Below are 22,886 nucleotides of genomic sequence, written 5' to 3' on the forward strand. Positions count from 1 at the left end.
ACACACAACCTCACTTCTGCACGTAATTTGAGGTCCCGAGGTTGCGAGGACCCCTGCGCGGGGAGAAATCGCGACCAAAAAGCAGGGGTCGCCGGCTCGGCTTCGGCAGAGTCGCCACGCCATGCGCGTCATCTGCTCGAAAGCGGCCAGGCGGTCACAACAACAAGACGGGCTTGTCTCCTAAGCGACAGTCAGAGTCGCCGTCGCCGAGAGCGTGCCATCGGTGACGGAGAGACGCACGCACCGGGACCCTGCAGCCGGACGCACCACGGCCAGAGCCTCGCCGAAGTAGGTCTGGGTCTCGCCCGTGACGAAGCTCCCCTCGTTGAAGGGCGAAGCGCAGCCAAAGCCGAGGAGGTCCCCACCCTCGACCGAAGCCCTCAGCACACCCCTTGCGAGCGGCCGGGTCTCGCCGTTGGCACCGGTGTAGCGCACGCGGACAAACGCAAGCCGGCCGGCCCCGACGACCGCGCCCTCGTGAGAAACGTCGGGCGCCTCGGCACCGACATGGGTCTCTACCACCGGCTCGCCCTCGCGCCAGACGTCGCGCCGCACGAACCCGCCCGGCACGCCGGCATACTCCACCTCGGCGCGAAGCTCCGTCGGGCCGTCCGCGCTTCTCAGCACGCAACGCCCCAGCTCACGACCATCTGCGCCGAGGGCAACGGCCTCAAGCGAACCAGGCTCGTAGCGGCACGACATCCGCGCCAGGCACGAGCCCCTAAGCAGCCTGCGGCCAACCTCACGGCCGTTGAGAAGCAACACCACCGCGTGCGCTCGCGCGTAGACCTCGACGTTGGCAACCCTCCCCTCGCAGCCGTCCCAGCTCCACGATGCAATGGCGTTCGACATCTTCCAGGCGCTTGGCGTGTGCGGCTCGCCCGTATGGTTCACGGGACAAACGGCCAGGTAGGGACCTGCCTCCCCAGCAAGCGCGACGCGCGTGTAGAGCGCCTCCCCCAGGGGCTTGCCCGTAAGGTCCACGCGACCGGAGCCAGCCGTGAGCCAGCCAAACCCGCCCTCGCGAGGCGCGTAGTCGGCATACTCCCAGGCGCCCACGCCCGTCTCGCCCAAGTAGTCCATGCCTGCCCACACAAAGTCGCCGATGAGCCGAGGCTCCTTCTTGGCAAGGTCGCTGAACCGCTGCGCATCGGAGCAGAAGGTCTCGCTGCCCAAGATCAGGCGGTGCGGGTAGGCCCGCAGGTCGTGCTTGTAACGGTCGATGCCGTAGTTGTAGCCCGCAACGTCCATCTGCGCGAAGGCGTCGCGCGTGACGCGGTCGCACGCGGGCAACGCCGCACCCAGCTTCATGACGCCCGCACCAAGAAGCCCGGCCAGCCTGTTGTAGAACTCGCTTCCCACCGCGCGGTGCGGCGTTGCGCCCTGGCGAGCGGCCTGCTCGGCCTCGCGGCGGGCCTTCTCGTCTGAGTACTGCCCCAGCCCAAGCGAGCTCAGCAGGTTAAAGAAGATGTTGACACCGCAGGTAACGGGTCGCGTAGGATCAAGGGAATGCAGATGCTCGACCATCTGGCGGGTGAGAAGGACGCCTCGCTCCTGGGCAGTCTCGGCAACCTCATTGCCAATCGAGTAGATCACGACGCTGGGATGGTTGCGGTCCTTCTCGACCATGTCGGCAAGGTCGCGGCGCCACCACGCATCGAAGTACTCAACGTAGTCGTGGAGCGTCTTGTGGATGTACCAATGGTCCACGTACTCGTCCATGACCAGCACGCCCAGGTGGTCGCATGCGTTAAGCAGCGCCTTCGAGCACGGGTTGTGGGCAGAGCGCACGGCGTTGTAGCCCTGCTCGCGCATGAGCAGGACCTTGCGCCACTCCGCATCGGCAAAGGCGCGGGCACCCAGCACGCCGTTGTCGTGGTGGATGCAGGCGCCCCGCAGCACGATGCGGTCTCCGTTGAGAAGAAGCCCGTCATCGCCCCACGCAAGGGTGCGGATGCCAAAGAGCGTCTCGCCGCGATCGGCGATATTGCCCCCTGCCGCAAGGTCAACGCGGCAACGATAGAGGTCCGGATGGTCCGGCGACCAGGTGCGGGGCTGCGGCACCTCGAGCGTCATCGCCCCGGTTCCGTCTTCGCCCAGCTCGACGCTACCGGCTGCCACCGGCATCTGGGAGCCCTCGGGGAGGAGCTCGACCGTTGCCAGCCCATGTCCGCTCGCCTCGAGGGAGACCTCGACGCGGGCGCTGCCGCCGTCCAGCGAGAGTGTCCGCACGGCGATGCCGTTTGGCCGCAGGTGAACCGGCTCGCCCACCCACAGCGTGACGGGACGGTAGATGCCGGCGCCAGAGTACCAGCGACTGTTGGGCTGGTCGGAGTTCCTGGCAACAACGCGCAGCTCGCAGGGCCTACCGGGCTCCACAAGCCCAGCAAGGTCCACGTAGAGGTTCGTGTAGCCGTACGGCCGCTCCGCAACAAGCGTGCCGTCGACCCATACCTGGGCCAGGTGGTAGACGCCCTCGAACTCGAGGAGGAGAAACTTACCGCCAAGCTCCTCTGGCGGGGTCCAGGTCTTGACGTACTCGTAGTCGCGACCCTCGAACCACCCGCTGTTCCGGCCCGAGACCGCCTGCGGGCTGCGCGTCTCGCCAATCATCGCGTCGTGGGGAAGCGTGACCTCTTCGAATGGCGCGTCCTGCTCGCCTTTGGCGGCAATCCGCCTGAACCGCCATCCGTCGTTGAACGATTGGCCCCTCATCGCGCTCCTCCCGCAGTGTCCTGCACGCAAACCGGCAGGGCACACGTAAACGTGTACGTGCCACACCCTACCTCGTGCGTAGCGCCATCGGGCAGCACGACCTCGCACGTCGTTCCCAGGGGGACCTCGACTTCAAGCGAGAACGCCGTGCCATCAAGCTTCCAACTACTGGCAAGTCTGCCGTAGGGAGTCTCCACCGCGCCGCGCGCGGAGCGAAGGCCTCCCCCAACCAGCGGCTGCACGCGTGACCTGCGGTACCCCGGCTCGAGCGTCTCCAGGCCGGCCACGCGACGGTAGAGGAAGTCTCCCACGACACCGCTCGCGTAGTGATTGTACGAGATCATGATGTCCGTGCCGTCGTCGCCTATGGGGCAGTTGCCGTTCTCGTCAAGGCCATCCCAGCGCTCCCAGATCGTCGTTGCGCCATGCACCACCTCGTAGAGCCACGAGGGGCAGTCCGTGCACTCGAGCATCCGGAACGCCACGTCCTTCTCGCCATTGTCTGCCAGGGCAAAGAGGATGTACGGGGTGCCGGGAAAGCCCGTCCCAATGCGGTAGCCACCCTGCGCGACAAGCTCGGCGAGACGAGCCACGGCCGCGCGCAGCTCGTCACCCTTGAGCATGCCAAACTGGATGGGCAGCACGTAGGCGGTCTGGAACTCCTGCTTGAGCCTGCCGTGGCCGTCGGTGAAGACGTTGCGGTACGCCCTGGCCACGCGCTCGCTCAGGCGGCCGTACTTCTCAGCGGCGTCCTTCTCGCCAAGCACCTCCGCAATGCGGGCCACGAGCCCGCTCGTGTGCTGGAGGCTCGCCGTTGCCGTCCACTTGCTGCGCGCCTGCCACTGGCCCATCTTTGGCACGTCGGGCGCAACCCAGTCTCCAAAGTGGAGCACCGCGGGCGTGTGCCAGATGTAGCGGTGGTCACCCACGCCAAAGGCTGCCCAGAAGCGGCAGGCGTCGACGTAGCGCTTCATCATGTCGAAGTTCTCACGCAGGACCTCGATGTCGCCCTCGGCCTGGTAGAGCGCCCACGGCACCAGGACGCACGCGTCTCCCCAGAAGTCCACCGCCATGGGCGGGATGGTTGTGGGAAAGCCAAAGCCTTGGGCGGGCACGGTCACGGGAATGCCGCCCGTGCGATACTGCTCCGCCCGCACGTCGCGGAGCCACTTGCGTAGGAAGCGGCCCATGTCAAAGTTGTAGCACGCCGTGGGGGCAAAGACTGCAATGTCGCCGGTCCACCCCATGCGCTCGTCTCGCTGTGGGCAGTCGGTGGGAATGTCCATGAGGTTCGACTTCGAGCTCCACACGATGTTCTGCTGCAGGCGGTTGAGGCGCTCGTCCGAGCAGCTAAACTCGCCGGTAAAACGCAGGTCTGAGTAGAGTGCCAACGCACGAACCTCTACGCTGTCCTCGTTGACGCCCCGCACGGCAACGTAGCGGAACCCCATGTACGTGAGGCGCGGCGAGAACTCCTGCCTCCCCTCCCGACACACGTACGTGAGCGTGGCCTTGGCCGTGCGCAGGAAGTCGGTGTTGAGCGTGCCGTCGGGCTTCAGGATCTCGGCGTGGCGCACCGTAACGGTCTGGCCGTGATGTCCGTCGATCACCAGGTCCACGACGCCGGCGAAGTTCTGCCCAAAGTCATAGATCAACTCGTCGCCCACCTTTGTGCAGCTCACGGGATGCATGACCTCGTGTGCGCGCACGGGCGCGCCGTCCTCGGCGAGAAGGGCCGGGCTCACGCGCAGGGTCTCGCGCGTGGCAGGGCGCCAGGTGGCGTTGTCCAGGGCCACGCGCGCATCGTACGTCTCGCCGTCGTAGAAGCAGGCCATGCGGCACGGGCCGCCCTCGGTGACCTGCCAGTCCTCGCCTGTGCCCAGGACCTGCGTGGTGCCGTCCTCAAACTCCACGCGAACCTCGAGGAGAAGCGCCTGCCTGTCTGCGGTGACGTGATTCTTGCGCGTGTACGAGAACGGGCCCACGGCCCACCCGCCAGCAACGGTCACCACCAGGTCGTTTGTCGCGCCCAGCTGCTCAGTCACGTCATAGGCCTGGTACTGCAGCGTAGAGCCGTACGAGGTGAAGCCGGGCGCAAAGTAGCGATCCCCCACGCGCCGGCCGTTGAGCTCAACGTCGTAGATGCCCATCGCCGTGGCGTAGAGACGAGCACGGCGCACCGTGCCGCCAAGCGGGAAGCTGTGTCTGAAGACCATGGGCACAGGCGCCACGCCCTTCTCGTCAAAGTGGTAGGAGGCGTCGCTGATCCACTGCGCGTCCCAAGTTCCGCCGAGAAGCCCCGTCTCAAACTCGAGCGTGCCCTCGCAGGACTCGCCCGCGTCATCGGTTGCACAAACGCGCGCCTGGTAGGACGTGCAGGGCATAAGTGGCGCGCCATCGTAGCGCACCACTGCCTGACCTGTGCCCCGCCAGGTCCAGCCGTTCACCTCAAGCGTGACCTCCCGCAGGCTCGCACCGTTGCGATCGCTCTCGAAGGCGAAGGAGAACCTTGGGCGGCTCTCGTCGGTCACGCAACCGCTCTCAAGGCCCTCACAGGCAAAACGTCGTAGCCTCAGCATGCCATCCCCCACTTCACAGAATGGGCGGGCACGGGACGCATCCCCTGCCCGCCCAGTACGGTCAATTCTCGCCGACGAACGACCGTCGGCCAAGGGCCCTACTTTGCGCTCTTGCCGCGGCCGATGAAGGCGGCGACCACGGAGAGGAGCCAGGCCAGCAGCGACACGACGATAACCGCAACGGCCTGGGTTGCTGCCTCGTGCGCCTCCACGTTGCCAAGCTCGAGGTTCGAGCCAAGGACCTGAGCCAGAGACTCCACGCGCGCGGAGATGAACATCACGCCGGCAACCGCAAGGCAGCAGGGGACAACAACCCGCAGCACGTCAGAGAGGACGGCCGTCGCGGGGCTCCCCTTTCCGCGGCCGACGGCAAGGACAACCACCTCCGCGACAATCGCCACAACAAGCAGCGCCGCGATGACCGGGTTGAGATCGACGTAGTACGCGCGGGTCGCGTTCATCACGTAGAGCACGAACGTCACAATGCTCAGCAGGCAGACGATGACATTGAAGACGCCAGCCGCCCCCATGGATTTCTTGTCAGCTCCCATTAGTTCTCCTCCTTGGCTTCCGTGGCGTCATGCGCACCCTTGACGGCATCGCGGACGTAGAGCGCACCAAACACTGCAGCGAGTCCGTAGCCAGCCACCGTGGCACCGTTGAGCGCCATCTCCCACCAGGGCGTGACCTTTACGGTCTTGATGTTCTGGGCAGCACTCTGGGCGAATGCGTAGAGCTGGTACTTCATGTTCTGGCGCGCGTACTCGACGAGCGTCGCATCGCTGGCGATAAGGTCGTGGGTCATGTACGGCCAGCTCTCCTGGACGTCGGCGAGTGTCTCGTCAGTCGAGAAGTCGGCCATCATCGTTACGCCACCATAGATGCAGGTCTCGGGACGGAAGTAGCCAGGGTTGTTCACCATGTCGGTCGACATGAGGCCCTTGAATCCCCACTCGCCACGCAGGATGTTGCGGAGAAGCCCCCAGGAGCCGTTGACGGGGGTCGCGCCGATCCTGCCAAAGGCGGTCATCGCGCCAAGGGCGCCCGCATCCTCGAAGGAGGCGCGGAAAGCGCGAAGCTCGCCCTCGCGGGCCTTCTGCTCCGTCATGTACGGGGCGACGCCAGCACGCTTGGTCTCCTGGTCGTTGAAGGCAAAGTGCTTGGGGCCGATGATGATGCCATACTCGAGCGCGCCCTCGACCGTGCGTGCGGACATGAGGCTCGAGAGCACCGGGTCCTCGGAGTAGTACTCGAAGTTACGACCGTTGTAGGGGCAGCGGTGCAGGTTCGCGGCTGTGCCCCACAGGAGGTAGTTGCCGCTCCAAAGGCCGTCGTTGCCGAGAAGCTCGCCCCAGCTCTTGGCGATGTCCTCGCTGAAGGTGCTCGCGATGGTCGTCTCGTTTGCCATGGTGTTGAGGACGTAGGCAGCGTTGGCGTCGTCGGTGTGCAGGCCGCGGCCAGAGAGCGTGGTGCCAAAGCCGTTGGGGCCGTCGTTCTGGTAGACCACGGGGTTCTCGATCTCGGGGATAACGTCGGACTGGCTGCCACCCTTGATGATCTTCGCAAAGAGGGTGTCCACGGGGATCTCGTCGACGAGCTTGTCCCACTGGGCGTCGTCGATGTTGTCATCGCCCGCGAGACTTGAGAGGGTGAGGCCGGCAGGGGCACCGTCAACGTCTGCGACCTCGCCGTTCTGCGTGATCTGGTACTCCTCGCAGCAGAGGTTCTTGACCCACTCCTCCTGCTTGTCACCACCAATGGTGAGGTCATCGTAGGTGCGGGGGAAGGTGCCGTTCCAGTCGCTCCTCGAGAGCTGCGTGGCGTAGCCGGGCAGGTAGTAGTTCACATCGGCGCTCGCGAGCTGGTTTGCGATCTCGGTGCCGTTCTTGGACTTGGCAAGCGTCGACTCGTCAACGGAGCCCTCGGAGCCAAGGGGCTTGATGCTCGCCTGGGAGGTGTCGCCCGTGGTGCCCTTGCCCTGCGCTGCCAGCACGTTGTTCACGGCAGCGTGGGCGTTCTCGCCCAGGACAAAGCAGTAGTCGCCTCCGTCGAGGATCCAGCCACCGTTGCCGCCCTTGGCGCTGGAGTCCCAGCTCGCCATGTCGTAGAGGTCGGCGGTGATGGTGAGCTGCTGGTCATCGCCCGGCTTGAGCTCGTCGGTCTTGGCAACGCCAATGAGCTGGATGGCGGACTTCTCGACACCAGCCTTCTTGTCGTAGTCCGTGTAGGGCGCCGAGACGTAGAGCTGGACGGCGTGCTTGCCGGCAACAGAACCGGTGTTGGTTACGGTGACCTTGGCAGTGACGGTCTTCTCGTCCGCGTTCACCTGGACGTCGTCGAGCGTCTGCTGGAAGGTGGTGTAGGAGAGGCCATAGCCAAACGGATACACAACCTCGTTGTCGTAGTTCCACGAGGAGGCGCCGTTGGACGCGCCGGCCGCGCCCGTTGCGTTGCCCGCCCCAATGACGGAATCGTAGTAGCGGGTCTCGTAGTACTTGTAGCCCGTGTAAATGCCCTCGGCCTCCACCACATAGTAGGCCGACGCGGTGCTGTTCTCTCCGCCGAGGAAGCCGCCGGCGATGTCGGTACCCATGGCGCCCATGCGGGAGTCGGGCCAGGTGACCATCGACGTGTCGGCGATCTTGATGGAGCCGAAGTTCTGCGACGCCGGGGCCATGGCGGTGTCCGTGGCATAGGTGTCCGCCAGGCAGCCGGAGGGGCTCACGGTACCGTTGAGGATGTCCGCGATTCCCAGGGTGCCGTAGGCTCCGGGGAAGCCGATGTTCATGATCGCCGAGATCTTGGGGTCATCCTTGAGGTCGCCCAGCTCCATGGTCGAGCCACTGTTCACCATCACAATGACCTTGTCGAAGTTCTCCTCGGCAAGCTGGATGAGCGCGAGCTCGTTGGTGCAGATGCCCAGCGGGTTCTTTGTGCCGTAGGTCTCGACATCGATGCCAGTGGCGCCGGGATAGTAGTCGCTGCCCTCCGAGCCGGGGCGGGAGAGCACCACGATTGCCGCGTCGCTGTACTCGGCAAAGCTGCTGGCAAAGTCCTCACTCGCGCCGCCCTCGCTCACATAGGTGTCAAAGGAGGGCTCGTTGGGCACGTACGGCGTGGCAAAGCCTGCGGGGCGGTACTTGTAGGCAACCGACTGCATCCACGGCGTGGGGTTTGCCGCCGCGGTGTCCTCGACGGCGCCCAGGGTTTCGTAGATGTCGGTCATCGTGGGGTTGATCTCGAAGCCACCCTGCTCAAGGGCAGAAACAAGGTCGACGGCGGCATCCGTGGTGATCGTCGAGCCCATCTTGCCGCCCAGGAAGGGATACATCGAGCCCATGCCCAGGAGCGTGAGCTTGGAGCCCTTGGCAAGCGGCAGCGCCTGACCCTCGTTCTTCATGAGGACGGTGCCCTCCTGACCAACGCGGCGGCCCAGCTCCTCGTGGGCCTTCACCAGGTCATCCGTCGAGGCGAGGCTAGGCGCGAACTTGTCGTCCGCGGTCTGCTCGGTGCTTGTCGTGCCCAGCGCAGAGTCGATGGTTCCTCTCCAGGAATCAGCTACGCCGTGCATGCCCGTCAGGCCGAGGCCGGCAGACAGTGCGAGGGCCACAGCACCGCGGCGCGTGACCTGCTTCTGTTCTATCCCCATCCGATTGCTCCCTCCAACTGCGTGATTGCTGGCCGTGTGGCAACGGTCGCCCCCGCGACTAGACGCGCGGCCAGCTCTTCCGGCATCTGTGCCGTTTTTCGTAAAAAAGAATGCCATGTTTATCTATTTTTGTGAAAACGATTTTCCGTCAATGGTATGTGCGTGCCCGCGAGCGCGTTGCGAAGCCTATCTCCGTGATGCGATGATACAAGATGCAGGCGGCGCCCCCTGGGGAAGCGCCGCCCGCAGGCGTACCAGGAGCTTGCGCTTTGGACTTCTCGCTAGCCTTCCTTCTCGCTTGCGATGGTGCGGTTGAAGAGCTCGAGGTTGTACTCGTTGGCGTCTCGCGAGCTGTGGAAGAGCAGCAGCAGAAGCGATTCCAGCACGTAGTTGATGGAGTTGTGGGAGAAGTCGAAGTCGTTCACGAGCAGGTGGTCGCGCGAGACCACCTTGAGGACGACGTCCGCACGCTCGGCGAGCGGTGACTCTGCGTTGCGCGTGATCACGATGGTGGAGACGCCTCGGTCGATGGCGTTGCTCATGATCTTGCGCAGTCGGTCCGAACGGCCGGAGTTCGAGATGACCACCAGGCAGTCGTCCGGATGCATGAGCGAGGCGGTAATCATTGCGCCGTCGCTCGTGGAGGGAGAGATGGCGTTGACACCTGCCTGCGAGAACTTGATGGCGGAGCCCTGCGCGACGGGCAGAGAGCTGCCCACGCCCACAAACATCGCGATGCGTGCGGAGGAGAGGATGCCCACTGCCTTGACGACGCTTTCCTCACTAAGCGCGGCAAACGTGCTTCTCAGCTCCTCGACCTTGGTCTCGAGCACGTAGTCGAGCGAGCCCTGGACGTCGGAGAGGCCTATGCCGCGGGAGTCGTCGAACGAGCGCTCCTTGCTGGCGGTCTCCTCGCGCGCGAGGGCGTAGCGCATGTCGGCGAAGCTTGCATAGCCGAGCGAGCGGACGAAGCGCGAGACCGTCGTGTTGGAGATGCCCGAGAGACGGGCAATCTCGACCGCCGAGAGGGACGATACCGTTCCCTTGTGCGTGAGGATAAAATCTGCAACGGCCTTTTCGGCGTCGGAAAGGTCCTCGTAACGCTGAAGAATTGCGTCAACGACGCCTCCGCGGCTCTCGCTTCCTGTCATGGCGACCCCTCTCTGGATAGACCTCTAGGGTAGCACCGCGGGGGGCCGCGAGCGCCATCGCGGCGGGCGCTCCCGCCGCACGGGGCACGCTCGCGCTATCCTGAATGCGCCGTGATTGCAGCGAGGGAGGACGTATGGACAAGGGCCGGATGGAAGCGTTCAGCGATGGTGTGATTGCCATCATTATCACGATCATGGTGTTGGGCATCACCGCACCCGATGGCGACGAGCTTACCGACCTGCTAGGGCTGCTGCCGGCCATTGCCGCGTACGCCGTGAGCTTTGTTGGCGTGGGGACGTACTGGAACAACCACCATCACCTGCTCAAGCTGGTCAACCGCGTGACCGGCCGCATGCTCTGGTCGAACCTCGCGTTTCTCTTTGTCCTCTCGTTCTTTCCGCTGGCAACCGACTGGATGCAAAAGACGGAGTTCGCCGCGCTGCCCACCACCTGCTACGTGATAGTGAACATGCTGGTCTCGGTTGCCTACATGAACCTGGAGCGTGTCATCCGACGAAACCTCAGCCGTTCGTGCCCACCTAATCCAGCAAACGACCGAGAGATGGAGCGCCGCGCGATGGTCGAGGAGCGTTCCCTCCTCAAGGAGCGACTTACCCTTGGGCTTGAGGCAATTGCGCTGGTACTCGCCCTTGTCCTCCCAAAGTCCCACATCGCTCTAGTGGCGGTGGTCGTCGCATTTCTGCTGTGGATCGTCCCCGATCTGCGCATTGTTCGACTGCTCGACTTCCTCGCGGAGGAAGAGGAGGGCTAAGGACCCGGCGCTCTTGACCCGGGCCCGGGTCCGGATCAAGAGGTTCGTGCCCGTGGGTTAGTTAAATTATTGATGATAGTTGGTAAAAAGCACTGTCCGATAGACCACTTTTATGCAGCCGGGAGCCAGAAGCCGTCCGATAAAGCAAAATTATGCATCGGAGCGGGGCCACCAACCCGTAGCACCCGGAATTGGTCGAGCACGCATTACCACCTTTGCCCTATTCGTCCATCCCAGGACGTCGCCGAAGGCGCTTTACCACCCCGCGCCTACCCTTTTCGTCAAGTCGCCGACGCACAGATGCCCTGGTAGGCTTGGTTGCATGACGCTTCTTCGGCCGCCGCGAGCGCCGGAGCAGCTCGGCATGGATCTTCTCGAGGCAGCGCTCCCTGTTCTGGAGCTGGCTGCGAGACTCCCTGCTCACCACGGTTATGCCAGTGGGCACGTGGCGCATGCGCACGGCCGAGTCGGTGGTGTTGACGCCTTGGCCGCCCGGGCCTGTAGCCCGAAACGCCTCTGCCACGCACTGGCGAGCAAGCTCCGAACTGCCTAGGTGGGCAAAGCGGGCATAATCTTGGTATGTAAACCTCTTATCCATGTGTCAACCGCCTACCTCCTAAGCCCTTCGAGCCACGCTCTCCACGTGCTGCAGCTCAAAACGCCAGTACTGAGAGACCTCCGGGTACTTCTCGCGGTCAACTGGCGAGAGGAACATCTCCTTGGGTCGGACCCAAAGCGAGCCGTCCCCATAGAGCTTGCGGTAAACCACGACCTCCTCGCCGGTCTCGGAATCGTGCGCCACGTCTTCGACAAGGTAGAAGTCGCCTTTGAAGTGTCGGTAAATCCCGTGAATGACCAGGTGATTCTCCGCTTCGGGTTCCGGCGCCGCTTCGGGTTCCGGCGCGGCGGCTCCCGCTGCGGCCCGCGCCTCAAGCGCTTGGTCGAGGCACGCCTTCACGCGGCCCTTGCACTTGCCGCACTTGGTTACGGCGCCGGTCATGCGCTTGACGTCAGCCAAGCCCGTCGCGCCCGCAGCAACCGCGGCCTCCACATCCGCCCTGGTCACATGCTTGCAACCGCAGATGACGTCCTTCTTGGCACCCTTGTCGCCGTGCTTCTTGCCCTTGCCCATGTCGCTCCCAACGTCACAAAACCATGGCACCATTCTGCGCCCCTCGCGGCGCAAATCGCTTCGGACGAACTGCCCCTACACACTACAATGAACCCTACGCGAAATCGAGGAATACGGGAGGAAGCATGGGGAAGCCGCATCGGCCGGCATGCGTGAAGGCGGCGCTTTTCGACTTCGATGGCACGCTCGCAGACACCGAGCGCTTTGGCATCGAGCTGGACGAGAAGGCCTACGCCTCCTACGGCATCGAGCCAACAGAGGCCGAGAAGGCTTCGCTGGCTGGGACCGACGGCTTGGAGTCTATCCCCGCGCTCTTCCGCGCTCACGGCATGGACGTAAGCGCCGCCGAGTTCTTTGCCCGTCGCGGGCCGAGCGACATCATCTACCGGGAGCTCCCCATCAAGGTATCCCCTGGAGCGCGCGAGGTCATGGAGCGGCTGCGTGCGGCGGGCGCACGCATCGCCGTGGTCTCTACCACGCGGCACGCGCTCGTAGAGGCTGGCCTTGCGCGCGTTGGCCTTGCCGACCTCGTCGAGTTGGTGATTGGCGGAGATGACGTCGAGCAGCACAAGCCAAACCCAGAGCCGTACGACCACGCGCTCGAAGCGTTTGGCGTGGCGCCCGCGGAGGCTGTGGCGTTCGAGGACTCGCCCTCGGGAGTTGCGTCGGCACAGGCGGCGGGCGTTTACACGCTGGGGTTCACAGGTTCATGCGTGCCGCAGGAGCTCCCAGCCGCAGACGAGCGGTTCTCGTCGTTCAAGGAGCTGCGCTGGTAAAGGCCGTGCGCGGCGCGGGCGGCCCCTTGCCGCGGCGCGGGCGGCCCCCGCCAACAGCGCTCACCCTACTTTGCAAGGCCTTTTCCTGTTGCATACTGCGGCTCGAACGTCACACCGGCTCACCTATAATGACGTGGCACAGCCAGCAGTCACAGCAAAGGGGCCCAGATGGACATCACGCCGCAGGAAGTATCCGAGACGCTTGCCATGGTCACGGAGCAAAACCTCGACCTCCGGACAATCACCATGGGCATCTCGCTCGCAGGCTGCGCCGACGAGGACATGGATCGCATGTGCGACAAGATCTACGACCGCATCACGCACCAAGCCGAGAACCTCGTCTCCGTTGCCGACGATCTGGCCTCCGAGTACGGCATCCCCATTGCGAACAAGCGCGTCTCGGTGACGCCGGTCGCACAGGTGGCGGCAGGCTGCGCAGACGAAGACCTCTCCCCCATCGCGCACGCCATGGACCGCGCCGCGCAGACGCTGGGCATCGACTTCATGGGCGGCTTCTCTGCGCTGGTTCAGAAGGGCATCGGCAACGCCGACCGCCGCCTCATCAACTCGGTGCCCGAGGCGCTCGCAACCACCGAGCGCGTTTGCTCCTCGCTAAACATTGCCTCTACCAGGGCCGGCATCAACATGGATGCCGTGCTTCTCTCGGCCCAGACCATCCTCGAGTGCGCGCGCCGCACCACGGACATCGACTGCTACGGCGCGGCGAAGTTCGTGGTCTTTGCCAACATGGTGGAGGACTCGCCGTTCATGGCCGGCGCGGTGCACGGAACCGGCGAAGCCGACGCCGTGATTAACGTGGGCGTCTCCGGCCCGGGCGTGATGGCGGCGGCGCTGGAGCAGCTGCCCGACGATGCAAACCTCATGGAAGTCGCCGAGACCATCAAGAAGACGGCGTTCAAGATCACACGCGCCGGCGAGCTGATGAGCCGCGAGGCGTCGCGCCGGCTGGGCGTCGAGAAGGGCATCGTGGACCTGTCGCTTGCGCCCACCCCCGCTGCCGGCGACTCCGTGGCGAAGATCCTCGAGATCATCGGCGTGGGCGAGTGCGGCGGCCCCGGCACCACCTGTGCGTTGGCGCTGCTCAACGACTGCGTCAAGAAGGGCGGCGTCATGGCGAGCTCCAGCGTGGGCGGGCTCTCCGGCGCCTTTATCCCCGTCTCTGAGGATGCCGGGATGATTCGCGCCGCCGAGGACGGGTCGCTCTGCATCGAGAAGCTCGAGGCCATGACCAGCGTGTGCTCCGTGGGTCTCGACATGATTGCCATCCCTGGTGACACGCCCGTGGAGGCAATTGCCGGCATTATCGCCGACGAGATGGCCATCGGCGTCATCAACACCAAGACTACAGCCGTGCGCCTGATTCCCGCGATTGGCCACAAGGACGGCGACACGCTGGAGTTTGGCGGTCTCTTTGGCAGTGCGCCGGTCATGAGTGTGAACCGCTTTGCCGGGAACGTCCTGGCGCACCGAGGCGGTCGCTTCCCCGCGCCGCTCAACAGCCTGAAGAACTAGGACGGGGCAAAGCGGGGCTCGCAAAGGTGCCTCTTATGCGTCATTCAAGCCCTGCGCTTTCCCTCTGATGGCACATTTTTACGGTTGGTGGCAGTTTTTCGGGGCGTCCCCGAGTATTGGACGGCTCTGGTTCCGCGGAACCGCAGGTCAGCGATTTGCGACTCTGGCTGTCTCACATAAGGTGTTTTCCGATTACTGCCACCAACCGTCATTTCTTGCAATGGGTATCTGACTCACGCCCCGGGCGCTTAGAAAAGGGCGCGGCGAGGGTCACTGAAGAATTCGTACAGGTCACGTCGAGCCTCGAGGTGCGCATCCGCGAGCCCCCGCTCCCTGAGGCCAAATCTCTTGTTGAGCATCCACATAAAGTTCTGAAAGTACTCGAAAGAGCTGAGCTGGCCAGGCGTGGCCGACATCGTCTTGATGCCCGAAACCTCCAGGATGTTTCTGCGCTTCTGTGTGTGATCCAGCCGGTAGCGGCCCGTGTGGTACTGTTCGCTGTCATATTCCACATCGCCGCGAGAGCTGGGGATATACACGTCGCAGTAGAAGCTGTCGGTACCCGCAAACTCCCACAGGTGCTCGGGGACCTTGACCTCTTGGTTTGCGACTATGCGACGAATCCCCCTGCCGCCCTCCGACTTGGGAAGAGCAAGGGCACTGCAAAGCATGATCTCTCTAGGCGATGCCGTGCGCTCAACGACATAACGCAGCGCGCGGCGCGCCTGCTTGACTCCATATGCTCCAGAAACGTGGTCGAGGAAACCAGCGATTGACTCGGGCGTTGTTAGCGCATCGCGCTGGCCTGTATATCCGCAACCGGAGTCGCCAATGGAAAACAGGCCACACAGGTAGTCGCCAATCTCCACGATCTCTCGCAAAGGCTTCCCAGGCGCCATCTGCAGAAATGTAAACTCGGGTGAACAAACAAGGTTGGAGCCGGAGAGTTCGTAGAACGAACCAGGCGGCAACACGCCGCCCCATCGGTGCGCAACTAGGCTTCGCTGATTTCGAACCGAATCGGAATCGCTCACCAAAACGTGCAATGGTCGTCGCTCTGAACAGGCAAAAGGCAGCGCATCACCGAGCACGTCACGCATATTGGCACTTGAGAACGAAAGACTCTGGCAAGGACTCACAGATGGAACTGCCTCGTTACAGGTCTTCGTAAGCCAATACCTTAGAGCAGATTCGTGACACAGAACGACGCTCATCTCAACCCCCTCAATGTTTGTTGGCTGAGAATAACGCGCGGAGTCCAAGCACGTTCGTGAGGCGCTTACACGAAACTGACACCGCAGCTAGAGGGAGAGAATTGTCGTGATGAACGTATGAACGCGCAGGTAGACCTACGCATAAGGCGGAATAGGAATATCGACAGAAAACCGTCAGTTTCTAAGGCAGCACCCACGAAGGCCCTTGCTCTTAGGTTCTTGAGCAGTCATTGCAAGAAATGACGGTTGGTGGCAGTAATCGGAAAACACCTTATGTGAGACAGCCAGAGTCGCAAATCGCTGACCTGCGGTTCCGCGGAACCAGAGCCGTCCAATACTCGGGGACGCCCCGAAAAACTGCCACCAACCGTAAGAACGTGCCATCAAGCGCGCACAGCACTCCTGGAGCGCTACCTCAGGAAGCGAACCTCGGGCTCGAGACGCACGCCAAACTGGCGCTCGACCTCATCCTGCACGTGCGCGATTACCGCCTGCACGTCCGCTGCCGTGGCGCCGCCCAGGTTAACCACAAAGCCGGCATGCTTCTTCGAGACAGCGGCGCCGCCCACCTGGTAGCCGCGCAGGCCGGCGTCGGTCACAAGCTTGCCCACAAAGTAGCCCTCCGGACGCTTGAACGTCGAGCCAGCGCTAGGCAGCTCGAGCGGCTGCTTCTCCTCGCGCTTGCGCGTGAGCTCGTCCATGGTCTCGCGAATCTTCTCGGGGTCGCCGCGGTCGAGGTCGAAGGTTGCCGAGAGGACCACCATGTCCTCGTCCGCAATACGACTGTGGCGATAGCCCAGGTCAAGCTCATCGACGGGAATGGTCTCCTCGTGACCGTCCTGGTGCAGCACGTGCACGTTCTTGAGGACGTCAGCCATGCAGCCGCCGTACGCCCCAGCGTTCATGAAGCAGGCGCCGCCAATGGAGCCGGGAATGCCGCAGGCAAACTCGAGGCCGGAAAGCCCCAGCTCGCACGCCATCTCGGAAGCCTCGCGCAGGGTCACGCCAGCCTGGCACCACATCTCGTCGTCGTCGACGCTCACGCCCACGAGCCCATCGGCCACAGCGACAATCACACCGCGATAGCCCTCGTCTGAAACGAGAAGGTCGGAGCCGCGGCCCAGCACAAAGTGGGGCACGCCAGCCTGCTTGCAGGCATCGATAACGTCATGAACCTCGTCAAAGTCCTCGGGAATCACGAAGAAATCCGCCGGACCGCCAATCTCGAACGTAGTGTGCTCGCTCATTGGCTCGTTAATCAGGACGTTGTCCTCGCCAACAATCGAGCGAAGCTTCCAGGCGAGCGGTTGCAAGTGGTCGTCGCCGGTAGTGCCACTTTCGGACATCTTGCTCCTCAGTTTGGGTTTTGCGCGCCGCATACACGCGCTTGGCACTTGAGTATAGCAAGGTGGGCTACGATGTTGGATGTTGTGCGCATGCCTTCATCCTGCGCTTACACTCCCGACACCACAAACACGGAAGGCCGTTCCGCATGTCATTTCAAAAGCGCTGGCTGCCCATCCTTCTGGCCGGGGTCTTTGTCGTCGCCATGGTGGGCGCCTCGGTGCTCACCGGCTCGCCAGAGGTCCTCTTCCCCGAGATGACCGCCATCCTCTGCGGCGCATGGATCCAGCCTAGGCAGGCCTGGAACGTCAACCGGCCCCGCATGCTTGCCCTCATGACCGCGGGTGCCGTCTTTGGCCTGGTCATGAACCTCGCCTTCCCTGGCATTCCGCTGCCGGTTCGCGCTGTTATCGGCTATGCGTTCTGTGCCCTGTGCATGAACGTCGTCGGCGCCGACATGACCCCCATGCTCTCGGCAGCGATCCTCCCCATGCTCCTGGGCACCGACTCCTGGGTCTACCCCGTGGCGGTATTCGTGCTGGTAGCTCTCGTCGAGCTGGGCCAGGTTGCCCTCGAGCGCGCTGGCCTGCGCGAGCCCATCGACTACCAGCCCTTCCGTCTGCCCGCCAAGAAGGCACTTGCCAGCTGGACGCGCCGCCTGGTTGTGTTTGCGCTGTTCGCAGCACCCGCCTACGCAACCGGCAATCCCTTCCTCGCAGTCCCGCCGCTGCTCGTTGCCTACACCGAGCTCACGCGCCCCGACTTCACGCTGCGCCTGCGTCCCTGGCGGGCTTGGGCGGTGCTTGCCGTCGCAGGTGTCATAGGCACGCTGGCGAGAAATGCCGTGGTCACCCTTGGCCTGCCCAGCCCGCTCGTGGCGGCGTTCGCGTTCGCGGCACTCGTGCTCGCCTGGAACGGCCTGCGCACCTGGCTTCCGCCCGCGGGTGCCGTGGTGCTTCTCGCCTTCCTGGTGCCCTGGCAGAACCCCTGGATCTACGCCGTGGAGGTCGCGCTCGGTGCCGCAGTGTGGGTGACCGCCGCACTCCTCCTGTTCCCGGGCATCCGTCCCACGCGCGCCGACAAGGACACGAGCTCCGCCTCCAACACCCCTGCGGAGGGCGCCGAAAGCGCAAACGCGTAGCGATCTTGCTCCAAAGCCGTAGGCAACTCTTGCGCATGAATCCTCACGTGCTATAGTGCCTCTGACAGTTTCAGGGCGGGGTGAAATTCCCCACTGGTGGTGACGCGCGCATGCGCGGAGTCCGCGACCCGCTAAAAAGGCGGCTGACCTGGTGAGATTCCAGGACCAACGGTTACAGTCCGGATGGAAGAAACGGAGATGCCGCTATGGCAACCATTTCATCGCGCAACGCAAGCCACTCCACGCACGCAGCCTCGGGTTGGGACACCTGTCGCATCGCGGTCACCGCACTTCTCTGCGCTATGTCTGCCATCTGCACGCTGCTGCTCGAGTTCCCCATCCTTCCCGGGGTCACCTGGCTCAAGTACGACCCCTCGGGCATCGTCGCCCTCATCGCCGGCTTTGCGTTTGGCCCGGCAACCGGCGCCGTGGTCTCCGTGATCCCGTACCTGGTGCACATCGCCACGACCAGCGGCGTCTACGGCATGGTCATGGCAACCCTCGCAACGTTCGCGCTGGTCATGCCCGCGTCTCTCATCTACCGCAAGCAGCGCACCATGCGCGGCGTCATCATCGGGCTAGTCACGGGTGGCATCGTGTGCCTCGCGGCCTGCATCGTGGGCAACCTCATCGTGACGCCCTTCTACACCGGCATGCCCGTCGACGCCGTGGTTGCCCTCATCGTGCCGGCGCTTCTCCCCTTCAACATTATCAAGATCGCAATCAACTGCATTGTCTTTGTCCTCATCATGCGACCGGTCTTCAAGGCCATGGGCGTCGAAGCCCCCGCGGCGAATAGCGCAGGAGACGCCCGCTAGATGCCGCAAGAGACCACAGACACAGCAGCTACCAGCGCAAACGCGAGCGAGACGCCCATCGTCTCGCTCGCGCACATAACGGTTGCGTACGGCGACGTGCGGGCGCTCGACAGCGTCTCGCTCGACGTGCGACAGGGCGAGCGGCTTTGCGTGCTGGGCGCCAACGGCTCGGGCAAGTCCACGCTCGCCTCGGTGGTCTGCGGGCTTCTCGCCCCCGACGCGGGCGACGTCACACTTGTGGGCGAGAAGGTCTTTGTCAACGGCGCCGCAGACTTTGACGCCTACCGTCGCGCGCGTCGCAAGCTGGGTCTGGTCTTCCAGAACCCCGAGGACCAGATCGTAACCAGCGTGGTCGAGGAGGACGTGGCCTTTGGGCCCGAGAACCTGGGCCTTCCGCCCGAGAGAATCGAGCACCTCGTCCGCCGCGAGCTGCATCGCGTTGCGATGGAGCGCTACGCCAAGGCCGACCCGGCGCGTCTCTCCGGCGGCCAGCGCCAGCGCGTGACGATCGCCGGCGCACTTGCCATGGAGCCCCGCGTACTGGTGCTCGACGAGCCGTCATCCTCGCTCGACGTGCGCGGCAGGCGCTCCGTCATGAAGGTCGTCGAGAAGCTCCGCGGCGTTGGGTGCACCGTGGTCCACGTGACCCACTTCATGGACGAGGCGCTTGGCGCAGACCGCGTGGTGGTGCTCGACCACGGTCACGTTGCCCTGGCGGGAACGCCGCGGGAGGTCTTCTCGCACGTGGACGAGATTCGCGCGCTCGGCCTTGAGGAGCCCTTCGCAGGTCGCCTCTCATCGCAGCTGCAAGAGCGCGGCATGGACGTTGCCTGGACCTGCGACGAGGACGTCCTCCTCCACGAGCTGGCGAGAAGGACGGGCGGCCACGGCTGCCGGCAGGTGCGTCCCGCCGCAGCTACGACGCCCCACCCCACCGCAGCACCCGTGGTTCTCGCGGAGGACGTGCACTTTTCCTACGAGCAGTCCCGCCGCCGACGCCGAAGCGCTAATGCCACGCCCGCCGCGCTCGATGGCGTGACGCTCGAGGTGCCGCGCGGCGCGCACGTTGCGCTCGTGGGGCAGACGGGCTCGGGAAAGTCGACGCTGCTGCGGCTTGTTGCCGCCCTCGAGGTGCCTGACCAGGGGCGCATTGAGGTGGATGGCCTCACCACGGCCGACCGCAAGCACAGGCGCCAGCTTCATGGCCGCGTGGGTTACGTGATGCAGCGCCCGGAGCGGCAGCTCTTTGCCGAGACCGTCGCGGCAGACGTGGCGTACGGGCCCACCAACCTGAGACTTTCCCCCCGTGAGGTTGAGGAGCGCGTGCGGCGGGCACTCGCACTCGTGGGCCTCTCGGGCAAGGACGACGCGTCGCCGTTCCAGCTTTCCGGAGGCCAGCAGCGTCTCTGCGCGCTTGCGGGCATCCTCGCCATGGAGCCGGACCTTCTCGTGCTGGACGAGCCCACCGCGGGACTTGACCCCCGTGGCCGCCGCAACCTGCGGCGCATCCTCTGTGACCTCAACGCCACTGGTACCACGCTCGTCGAGGTCACGCACGCCATGGAGGACGCCGCGCGGGCAGACCTCGTGGCCGTGCTCGACGGCGGGCGCGTGGTGCTTACGGGTACGCCGGCCCAGGTGTTCTCGGCAGACAATGCCGAGAAGCTCCACGACATGGGATTGGGAATTCCCCGGCCGCTCGCGTTCGCGCGGGCGATGGAGGACGCTGGCTGTGCGCCTCTGGGCGAGCCCCTCACCAACGAAGGCCTGGCAGATGCCATCGTCTGTGCAACAACCAGCGCGCCTGCGACCAGCACACCCGCAGCCGCCGAGGGAAGGGACGAGTAGTCATGGCGCTTCGCATCTCCATGGGCCAGTACTACGCCGCTGACTCCCCCATCCACCGCCTCGACCCCCGCACAAAGACGGCCTGTGCGCTTGCCCTCATGATTGCCACGTTTTTCGTGCACTCGCCGCTTGGGCTGGTAGCGCTTGTGGCCTGCGTGCTTGCACTGCTTGCGGCGGCGCGGGTCCCGGCTGGCGAGGTTCTCTCGTCCGTGCGGGGCGTACTCTGGGTGCTTCTCGTCCTTGCCGTCTTTAACCTGCTGCTCATTCGCGACGGCAGCGTGCTTCTCGCCGCCGGACCCGTGACCATAACCACGGGCGGCGCATGGTCGGCCGTGCTCTACCCCGTGCGCGCGTTCTCGGCCATCGTGGTGGGCGCGCTGCTCCTGCTTACCACCACGCCCACCGAGCTGGGCGACGCCTTTGATGCCGCATGCTCGCCGCTCACGAAGTTGGGCCTTCCCGGCCACGAGCTGGCCATGGTCTTCTCGCTCATGCTGCGCTTTATCCCCACGCTGGCAAACGACGCCTCGGCCATCATGGACGCCCAGGTTGCGCGCGGCGGCGAGGTTGCACGAGGCAGCGTGGGCAGTCGTCTGCGCGCCGTTGGCTCGGTGCTCGTGGCGCTCCTGGCGAGTTCGATGCACCACGCCGACGACCTCGCGCGCGCCCTCGACGCACGCTGCTACGAGAGCGGCGGCACGCGGTCGCACTGGCATCCGCTGCGCTTTGGGGCGCGCGACGCCGTTGCCTTTGTGGCGACGGCCGCCGCAATCTCCCTTCTCGTCGCGCTGGGATGAGACAAAGGGACAGTCCCTTTGTCTCATCGGATGAAGTTCATCCAGCTGCCACTCTCGACCTCAGGCGCGGGCACGCCGGCCGCGCGTCCGGCCTCGATGCTCTTGAGCAGCCATGCCATGTTGCGGCCCAGGTTTCGCATGGTCTTCATGCCCTCGATGTCCAGCGCAGCCTCGCCGGTCTTGGCGCCATAGACCATGTTCCAGTACGAGGAGCCCACCGTGATCATGTTGGCGATGCCAAAGTACTTGTTCATCACGTCGAACGAGGCCGTGCAGCCGCCGCGTCGCGCCACGGTCACGCAGGCACCGGGCTTGAAGGCAAACTGGCCATGCTCGCTGTAGAAGACGCGGTCGAGGAAGGACAGCACGCGGCCGGCCGGGTGCGCATAGTAGACGGGCGTGCCAAAGACAAAGCCGTCCGAAGCCGCGGCCTTCTCGACAAACTCGTTCACGCCGTCATCGTCAAAGACGCAGCGGCCGAGCTTGGAGCACTTGCCACAGCTCACGCAGTCGCGCGCGGGCGTGAGCGGCAGGTGATAGACCTCGGAGTCTATGCCCTGCTCGGCAAGCGTGCGGCCGACCTCCGCAAGCGCGATGCCGGTGTTCCCCTTGGGGCTAATCCCTGCGTTGAGCATAAGGACCTTCATGTGCGTTCCCTCTCTCGAATGAGACAAAGGGACTGTCCCCTTGTCTCATTCGAGCGTACCATTGAGCGACGCGAACTCGGCAGGAGGGGTTGAAATGGCGGAACAGTCCACGTTCTTCGCTATCGTTTCCAGGATGAAGTACATCGAGCGCTGGGCGCTCATGCGCAATGCGCGGCCGGAGAACCTCTCGGAGCACTCGCTCGAGGTGGCGGCCATCGCGCACGGCCTGGCCACGCTGGGCAACGTTCGCTACGGGCGCCACCTAGATGCCGAGAAGGCCGCACTCATCGGTCTCTTCCACGACACCACCGAGATTGTGACGGGCGACATGCCCACACCGGTGAAGTACGCCAACCGCGGCATTCGCGACGCCTACAAGGACGTGGAGCACGGGGCCGAGGACACCCTGCTCGACACGCTGCCGGCAGATCTGCGCCCCACGTACGAGGCAATCTTCCGCGGCAACCCCGCCGACGCAGACGACGTCTACCTGCGTCGGCTGGTGAAGGCTGCCGACAAGATCTCGGCCCTCATCAAGTGTGTCGACGAGGCGCAGTCCGGAAACGCCGAGTTCAAGACTGCCGAGAAGGGCATACGCACCAAGGTGGACGAGATGGCCTCGCAGCTGCCCGAGGTCGCCGACTTTGTGGAGGAGTTCCTCCCGAGCTACGGCAAGACGCTCGACCAGCTGCTCTAGGGGCGCGGGCAGCGCGGGACAGCAGGACGAGACGTTCCGGGGCTTCCCGGGGCGCGGCCCTCGCCGCCGCCC

The 22,886-nt window shown here is 64.5% G+C and carries 18 protein-coding genes and 1 riboswitch; of the genes, 8 read left to right on the plus strand and 10 right to left on the minus strand.

Features of this window, described 5'->3' with window-relative positions; translation table 11 throughout:
• Positions 1 to 180: 180 nt before the first annotated feature.
• The 5 genes from BMX94_RS02145 to BMX94_RS02165 all read right to left on the minus strand — a co-directional run bounded on the left by BMX94_RS02145 (position 181) and on the right by BMX94_RS02165 (position 10,094).
• Complete coding sequence (locus BMX94_RS02145; protein WP_091002943.1) at positions 181 to 2,715, minus strand: glycoside hydrolase family 2 TIM barrel-domain containing protein; 2,535 nt, start codon at positions 2,713 to 2,715, stop codon at positions 181 to 183.
• Positions 2,712 to 5,294: a family 78 glycoside hydrolase catalytic domain gene (locus tag BMX94_RS02150; protein WP_091002945.1), complete on the minus strand. Its 2,583-nt coding sequence runs from the start codon at positions 5,292 to 5,294 to the stop codon at positions 2,712 to 2,714. The genes BMX94_RS02145 and BMX94_RS02150 overlap by 4 nt, the downstream gene beginning before the upstream one ends.
• 98 nt (positions 5,295 to 5,392) lie before the next feature.
• On the minus strand, positions 5,393 to 5,845 hold the full coding sequence (locus tag BMX94_RS02155; protein WP_091002947.1) for a hypothetical protein: 453 nt from the start codon (positions 5,843 to 5,845) through the stop codon (positions 5,393 to 5,395).
• On the minus strand, positions 5,845 to 8,943 hold the full coding sequence (locus BMX94_RS02160; RefSeq protein WP_091002950.1) for a glycoside hydrolase family 3 C-terminal domain-containing protein: 3,099 nt from the start codon (positions 8,941 to 8,943) through the stop codon (positions 5,845 to 5,847). The genes BMX94_RS02155 and BMX94_RS02160 overlap by 1 nt, the downstream gene beginning before the upstream one ends.
• A gap of 281 nt (positions 8,944 to 9,224) precedes the next feature.
• Positions 9,225 to 10,094, minus strand: a complete 870-nt coding sequence (locus BMX94_RS02165; RefSeq protein ID WP_091002953.1) for a MurR/RpiR family transcriptional regulator — start codon at positions 10,092 to 10,094, stop codon at positions 9,225 to 9,227.
• A gap of 134 nt (positions 10,095 to 10,228) precedes the next feature.
• Here BMX94_RS02165 and BMX94_RS02170 point away from each other — a divergent pair, with 134 nt between their 5' ends.
• Positions 10,229 to 10,867 (plus strand): TMEM175 family protein, encoded by a 639-nt coding sequence (locus BMX94_RS02170; protein ID WP_177171291.1) that lies wholly within the window; start codon positions 10,229 to 10,231, stop codon positions 10,865 to 10,867.
• Between the two features lie 220 nt (positions 10,868 to 11,087).
• Here BMX94_RS02170 and BMX94_RS02175 read toward each other — a convergent pair whose 3' ends face one another.
• Positions 11,088 to 11,465 (minus strand): peptide chain release factor family protein, encoded by a 378-nt coding sequence (locus BMX94_RS02175; RefSeq protein WP_091002962.1) that lies wholly within the window; start codon positions 11,463 to 11,465, stop codon positions 11,088 to 11,090.
• Between the two features lie 18 nt (positions 11,466 to 11,483).
• Positions 11,484 to 11,999, minus strand: a complete 516-nt coding sequence (locus BMX94_RS02180; RefSeq protein WP_218138442.1) for a DUF1653 domain-containing protein — start codon at positions 11,997 to 11,999, stop codon at positions 11,484 to 11,486.
• 125 nt (positions 12,000 to 12,124) lie between these two features.
• Here BMX94_RS02180 and BMX94_RS02190 point away from each other — a divergent pair, with 125 nt between their 5' ends.
• Together BMX94_RS02190 and BMX94_RS02195 are read left to right on the plus strand one after the other, a co-directional pair.
• Positions 12,125 to 12,775: an HAD family hydrolase gene (locus tag BMX94_RS02190; RefSeq protein ID WP_177171292.1), complete on the plus strand. Its 651-nt coding sequence runs from the start codon at positions 12,125 to 12,127 to the stop codon at positions 12,773 to 12,775.
• A 168-nt stretch (positions 12,776 to 12,943) separates the two neighbouring features.
• Positions 12,944 to 14,308, plus strand: a complete 1,365-nt coding sequence (locus BMX94_RS02195) for a PFL family protein (RefSeq protein WP_091002968.1) — start codon at positions 12,944 to 12,946, stop codon at positions 14,306 to 14,308.
• Positions 14,309 to 14,556: 248 nt separating this feature from the next.
• Here the strand turns inward: BMX94_RS02195 and BMX94_RS02200 are convergent, their stop codons facing one another.
• Together BMX94_RS02200 and murB are read right to left on the minus strand one after the other, a co-directional pair.
• Positions 14,557 to 15,408 carry a hypothetical protein gene (locus tag BMX94_RS02200; RefSeq protein ID WP_143052245.1) on the minus strand — a complete coding sequence of 284 codons (852 nt, stop codon included), beginning with the start codon at positions 15,406 to 15,408 and terminating at the stop codon, positions 14,557 to 14,559.
• Between the two features lie 524 nt (positions 15,409 to 15,932).
• Positions 15,933 to 16,868: a UDP-N-acetylmuramate dehydrogenase gene (gene murB / locus BMX94_RS02205; protein WP_091002972.1), complete on the minus strand. Its 936-nt coding sequence runs from the start codon at positions 16,866 to 16,868 to the stop codon at positions 15,933 to 15,935.
• Between the two features lie 146 nt (positions 16,869 to 17,014).
• On the opposite strand from murB, the gene BMX94_RS02210 reads away from it, so the two are divergent.
• The 4 genes from BMX94_RS02210 to BMX94_RS02225 all read left to right on the plus strand — a co-directional run bounded on the left by BMX94_RS02210 (position 17,015) and on the right by BMX94_RS02225 (position 21,470).
• Positions 17,015 to 18,007: a hypothetical protein gene (locus BMX94_RS02210; protein ID WP_091002973.1), complete on the plus strand. Its 993-nt coding sequence runs from the start codon at positions 17,015 to 17,017 to the stop codon at positions 18,005 to 18,007.
• Positions 18,008 to 18,069: 62 nt separating this feature from the next.
• Positions 18,070 to 18,206: riboswitch (FMN riboswitch) on the plus strand.
• 7 nt (positions 18,207 to 18,213) lie between these two features.
• The gene (locus BMX94_RS02215) at positions 18,214 to 18,825 is read left to right on the plus strand and encodes an ECF transporter S component (protein ID WP_091002975.1); all 612 of its coding nucleotides are present in this window, start codon (positions 18,214 to 18,216) and stop codon (positions 18,823 to 18,825) included.
• Positions 18,826 to 20,673 carry an ABC transporter ATP-binding protein gene (locus BMX94_RS02220; RefSeq protein ID WP_091002977.1) on the plus strand — a complete coding sequence of 616 codons (1,848 nt, stop codon included), beginning with the start codon at positions 18,826 to 18,828 and terminating at the stop codon, positions 20,671 to 20,673.
• Positions 20,674 to 20,675: 2 nt separating this feature from the next.
• Complete coding sequence (locus tag BMX94_RS02225) at positions 20,676 to 21,470, plus strand: energy-coupling factor transporter transmembrane component T family protein (RefSeq protein ID WP_091002979.1); 795 nt, start codon at positions 20,676 to 20,678, stop codon at positions 21,468 to 21,470.
• Positions 21,471 to 21,493: 23 nt separating this feature from the next.
• Here the strand turns inward: BMX94_RS02225 and BMX94_RS02230 are convergent, their stop codons facing one another.
• The gene (locus BMX94_RS02230) at positions 21,494 to 22,117 is read right to left on the minus strand and encodes a flavodoxin family protein (RefSeq protein ID WP_091002982.1); all 624 of its coding nucleotides are present in this window, start codon (positions 22,115 to 22,117) and stop codon (positions 21,494 to 21,496) included.
• A 94-nt stretch (positions 22,118 to 22,211) separates the two neighbouring features.
• Here BMX94_RS02230 and yfbR point away from each other — a divergent pair, with 94 nt between their 5' ends.
• Positions 22,212 to 22,814 (plus strand): 5'-deoxynucleotidase, encoded by a 603-nt coding sequence (gene yfbR, locus BMX94_RS02235; RefSeq protein ID WP_091002984.1) that lies wholly within the window; start codon positions 22,212 to 22,214, stop codon positions 22,812 to 22,814.
• Positions 22,815 to 22,886: the final 72 nt, after the last annotated feature.

Source organism: Olsenella sp. KH3B4 (genome assembly GCA_900111695.1).
Lineage (GTDB): Bacteria > Actinomycetota > Coriobacteriia > Coriobacteriales > Atopobiaceae > Tractidigestivibacter.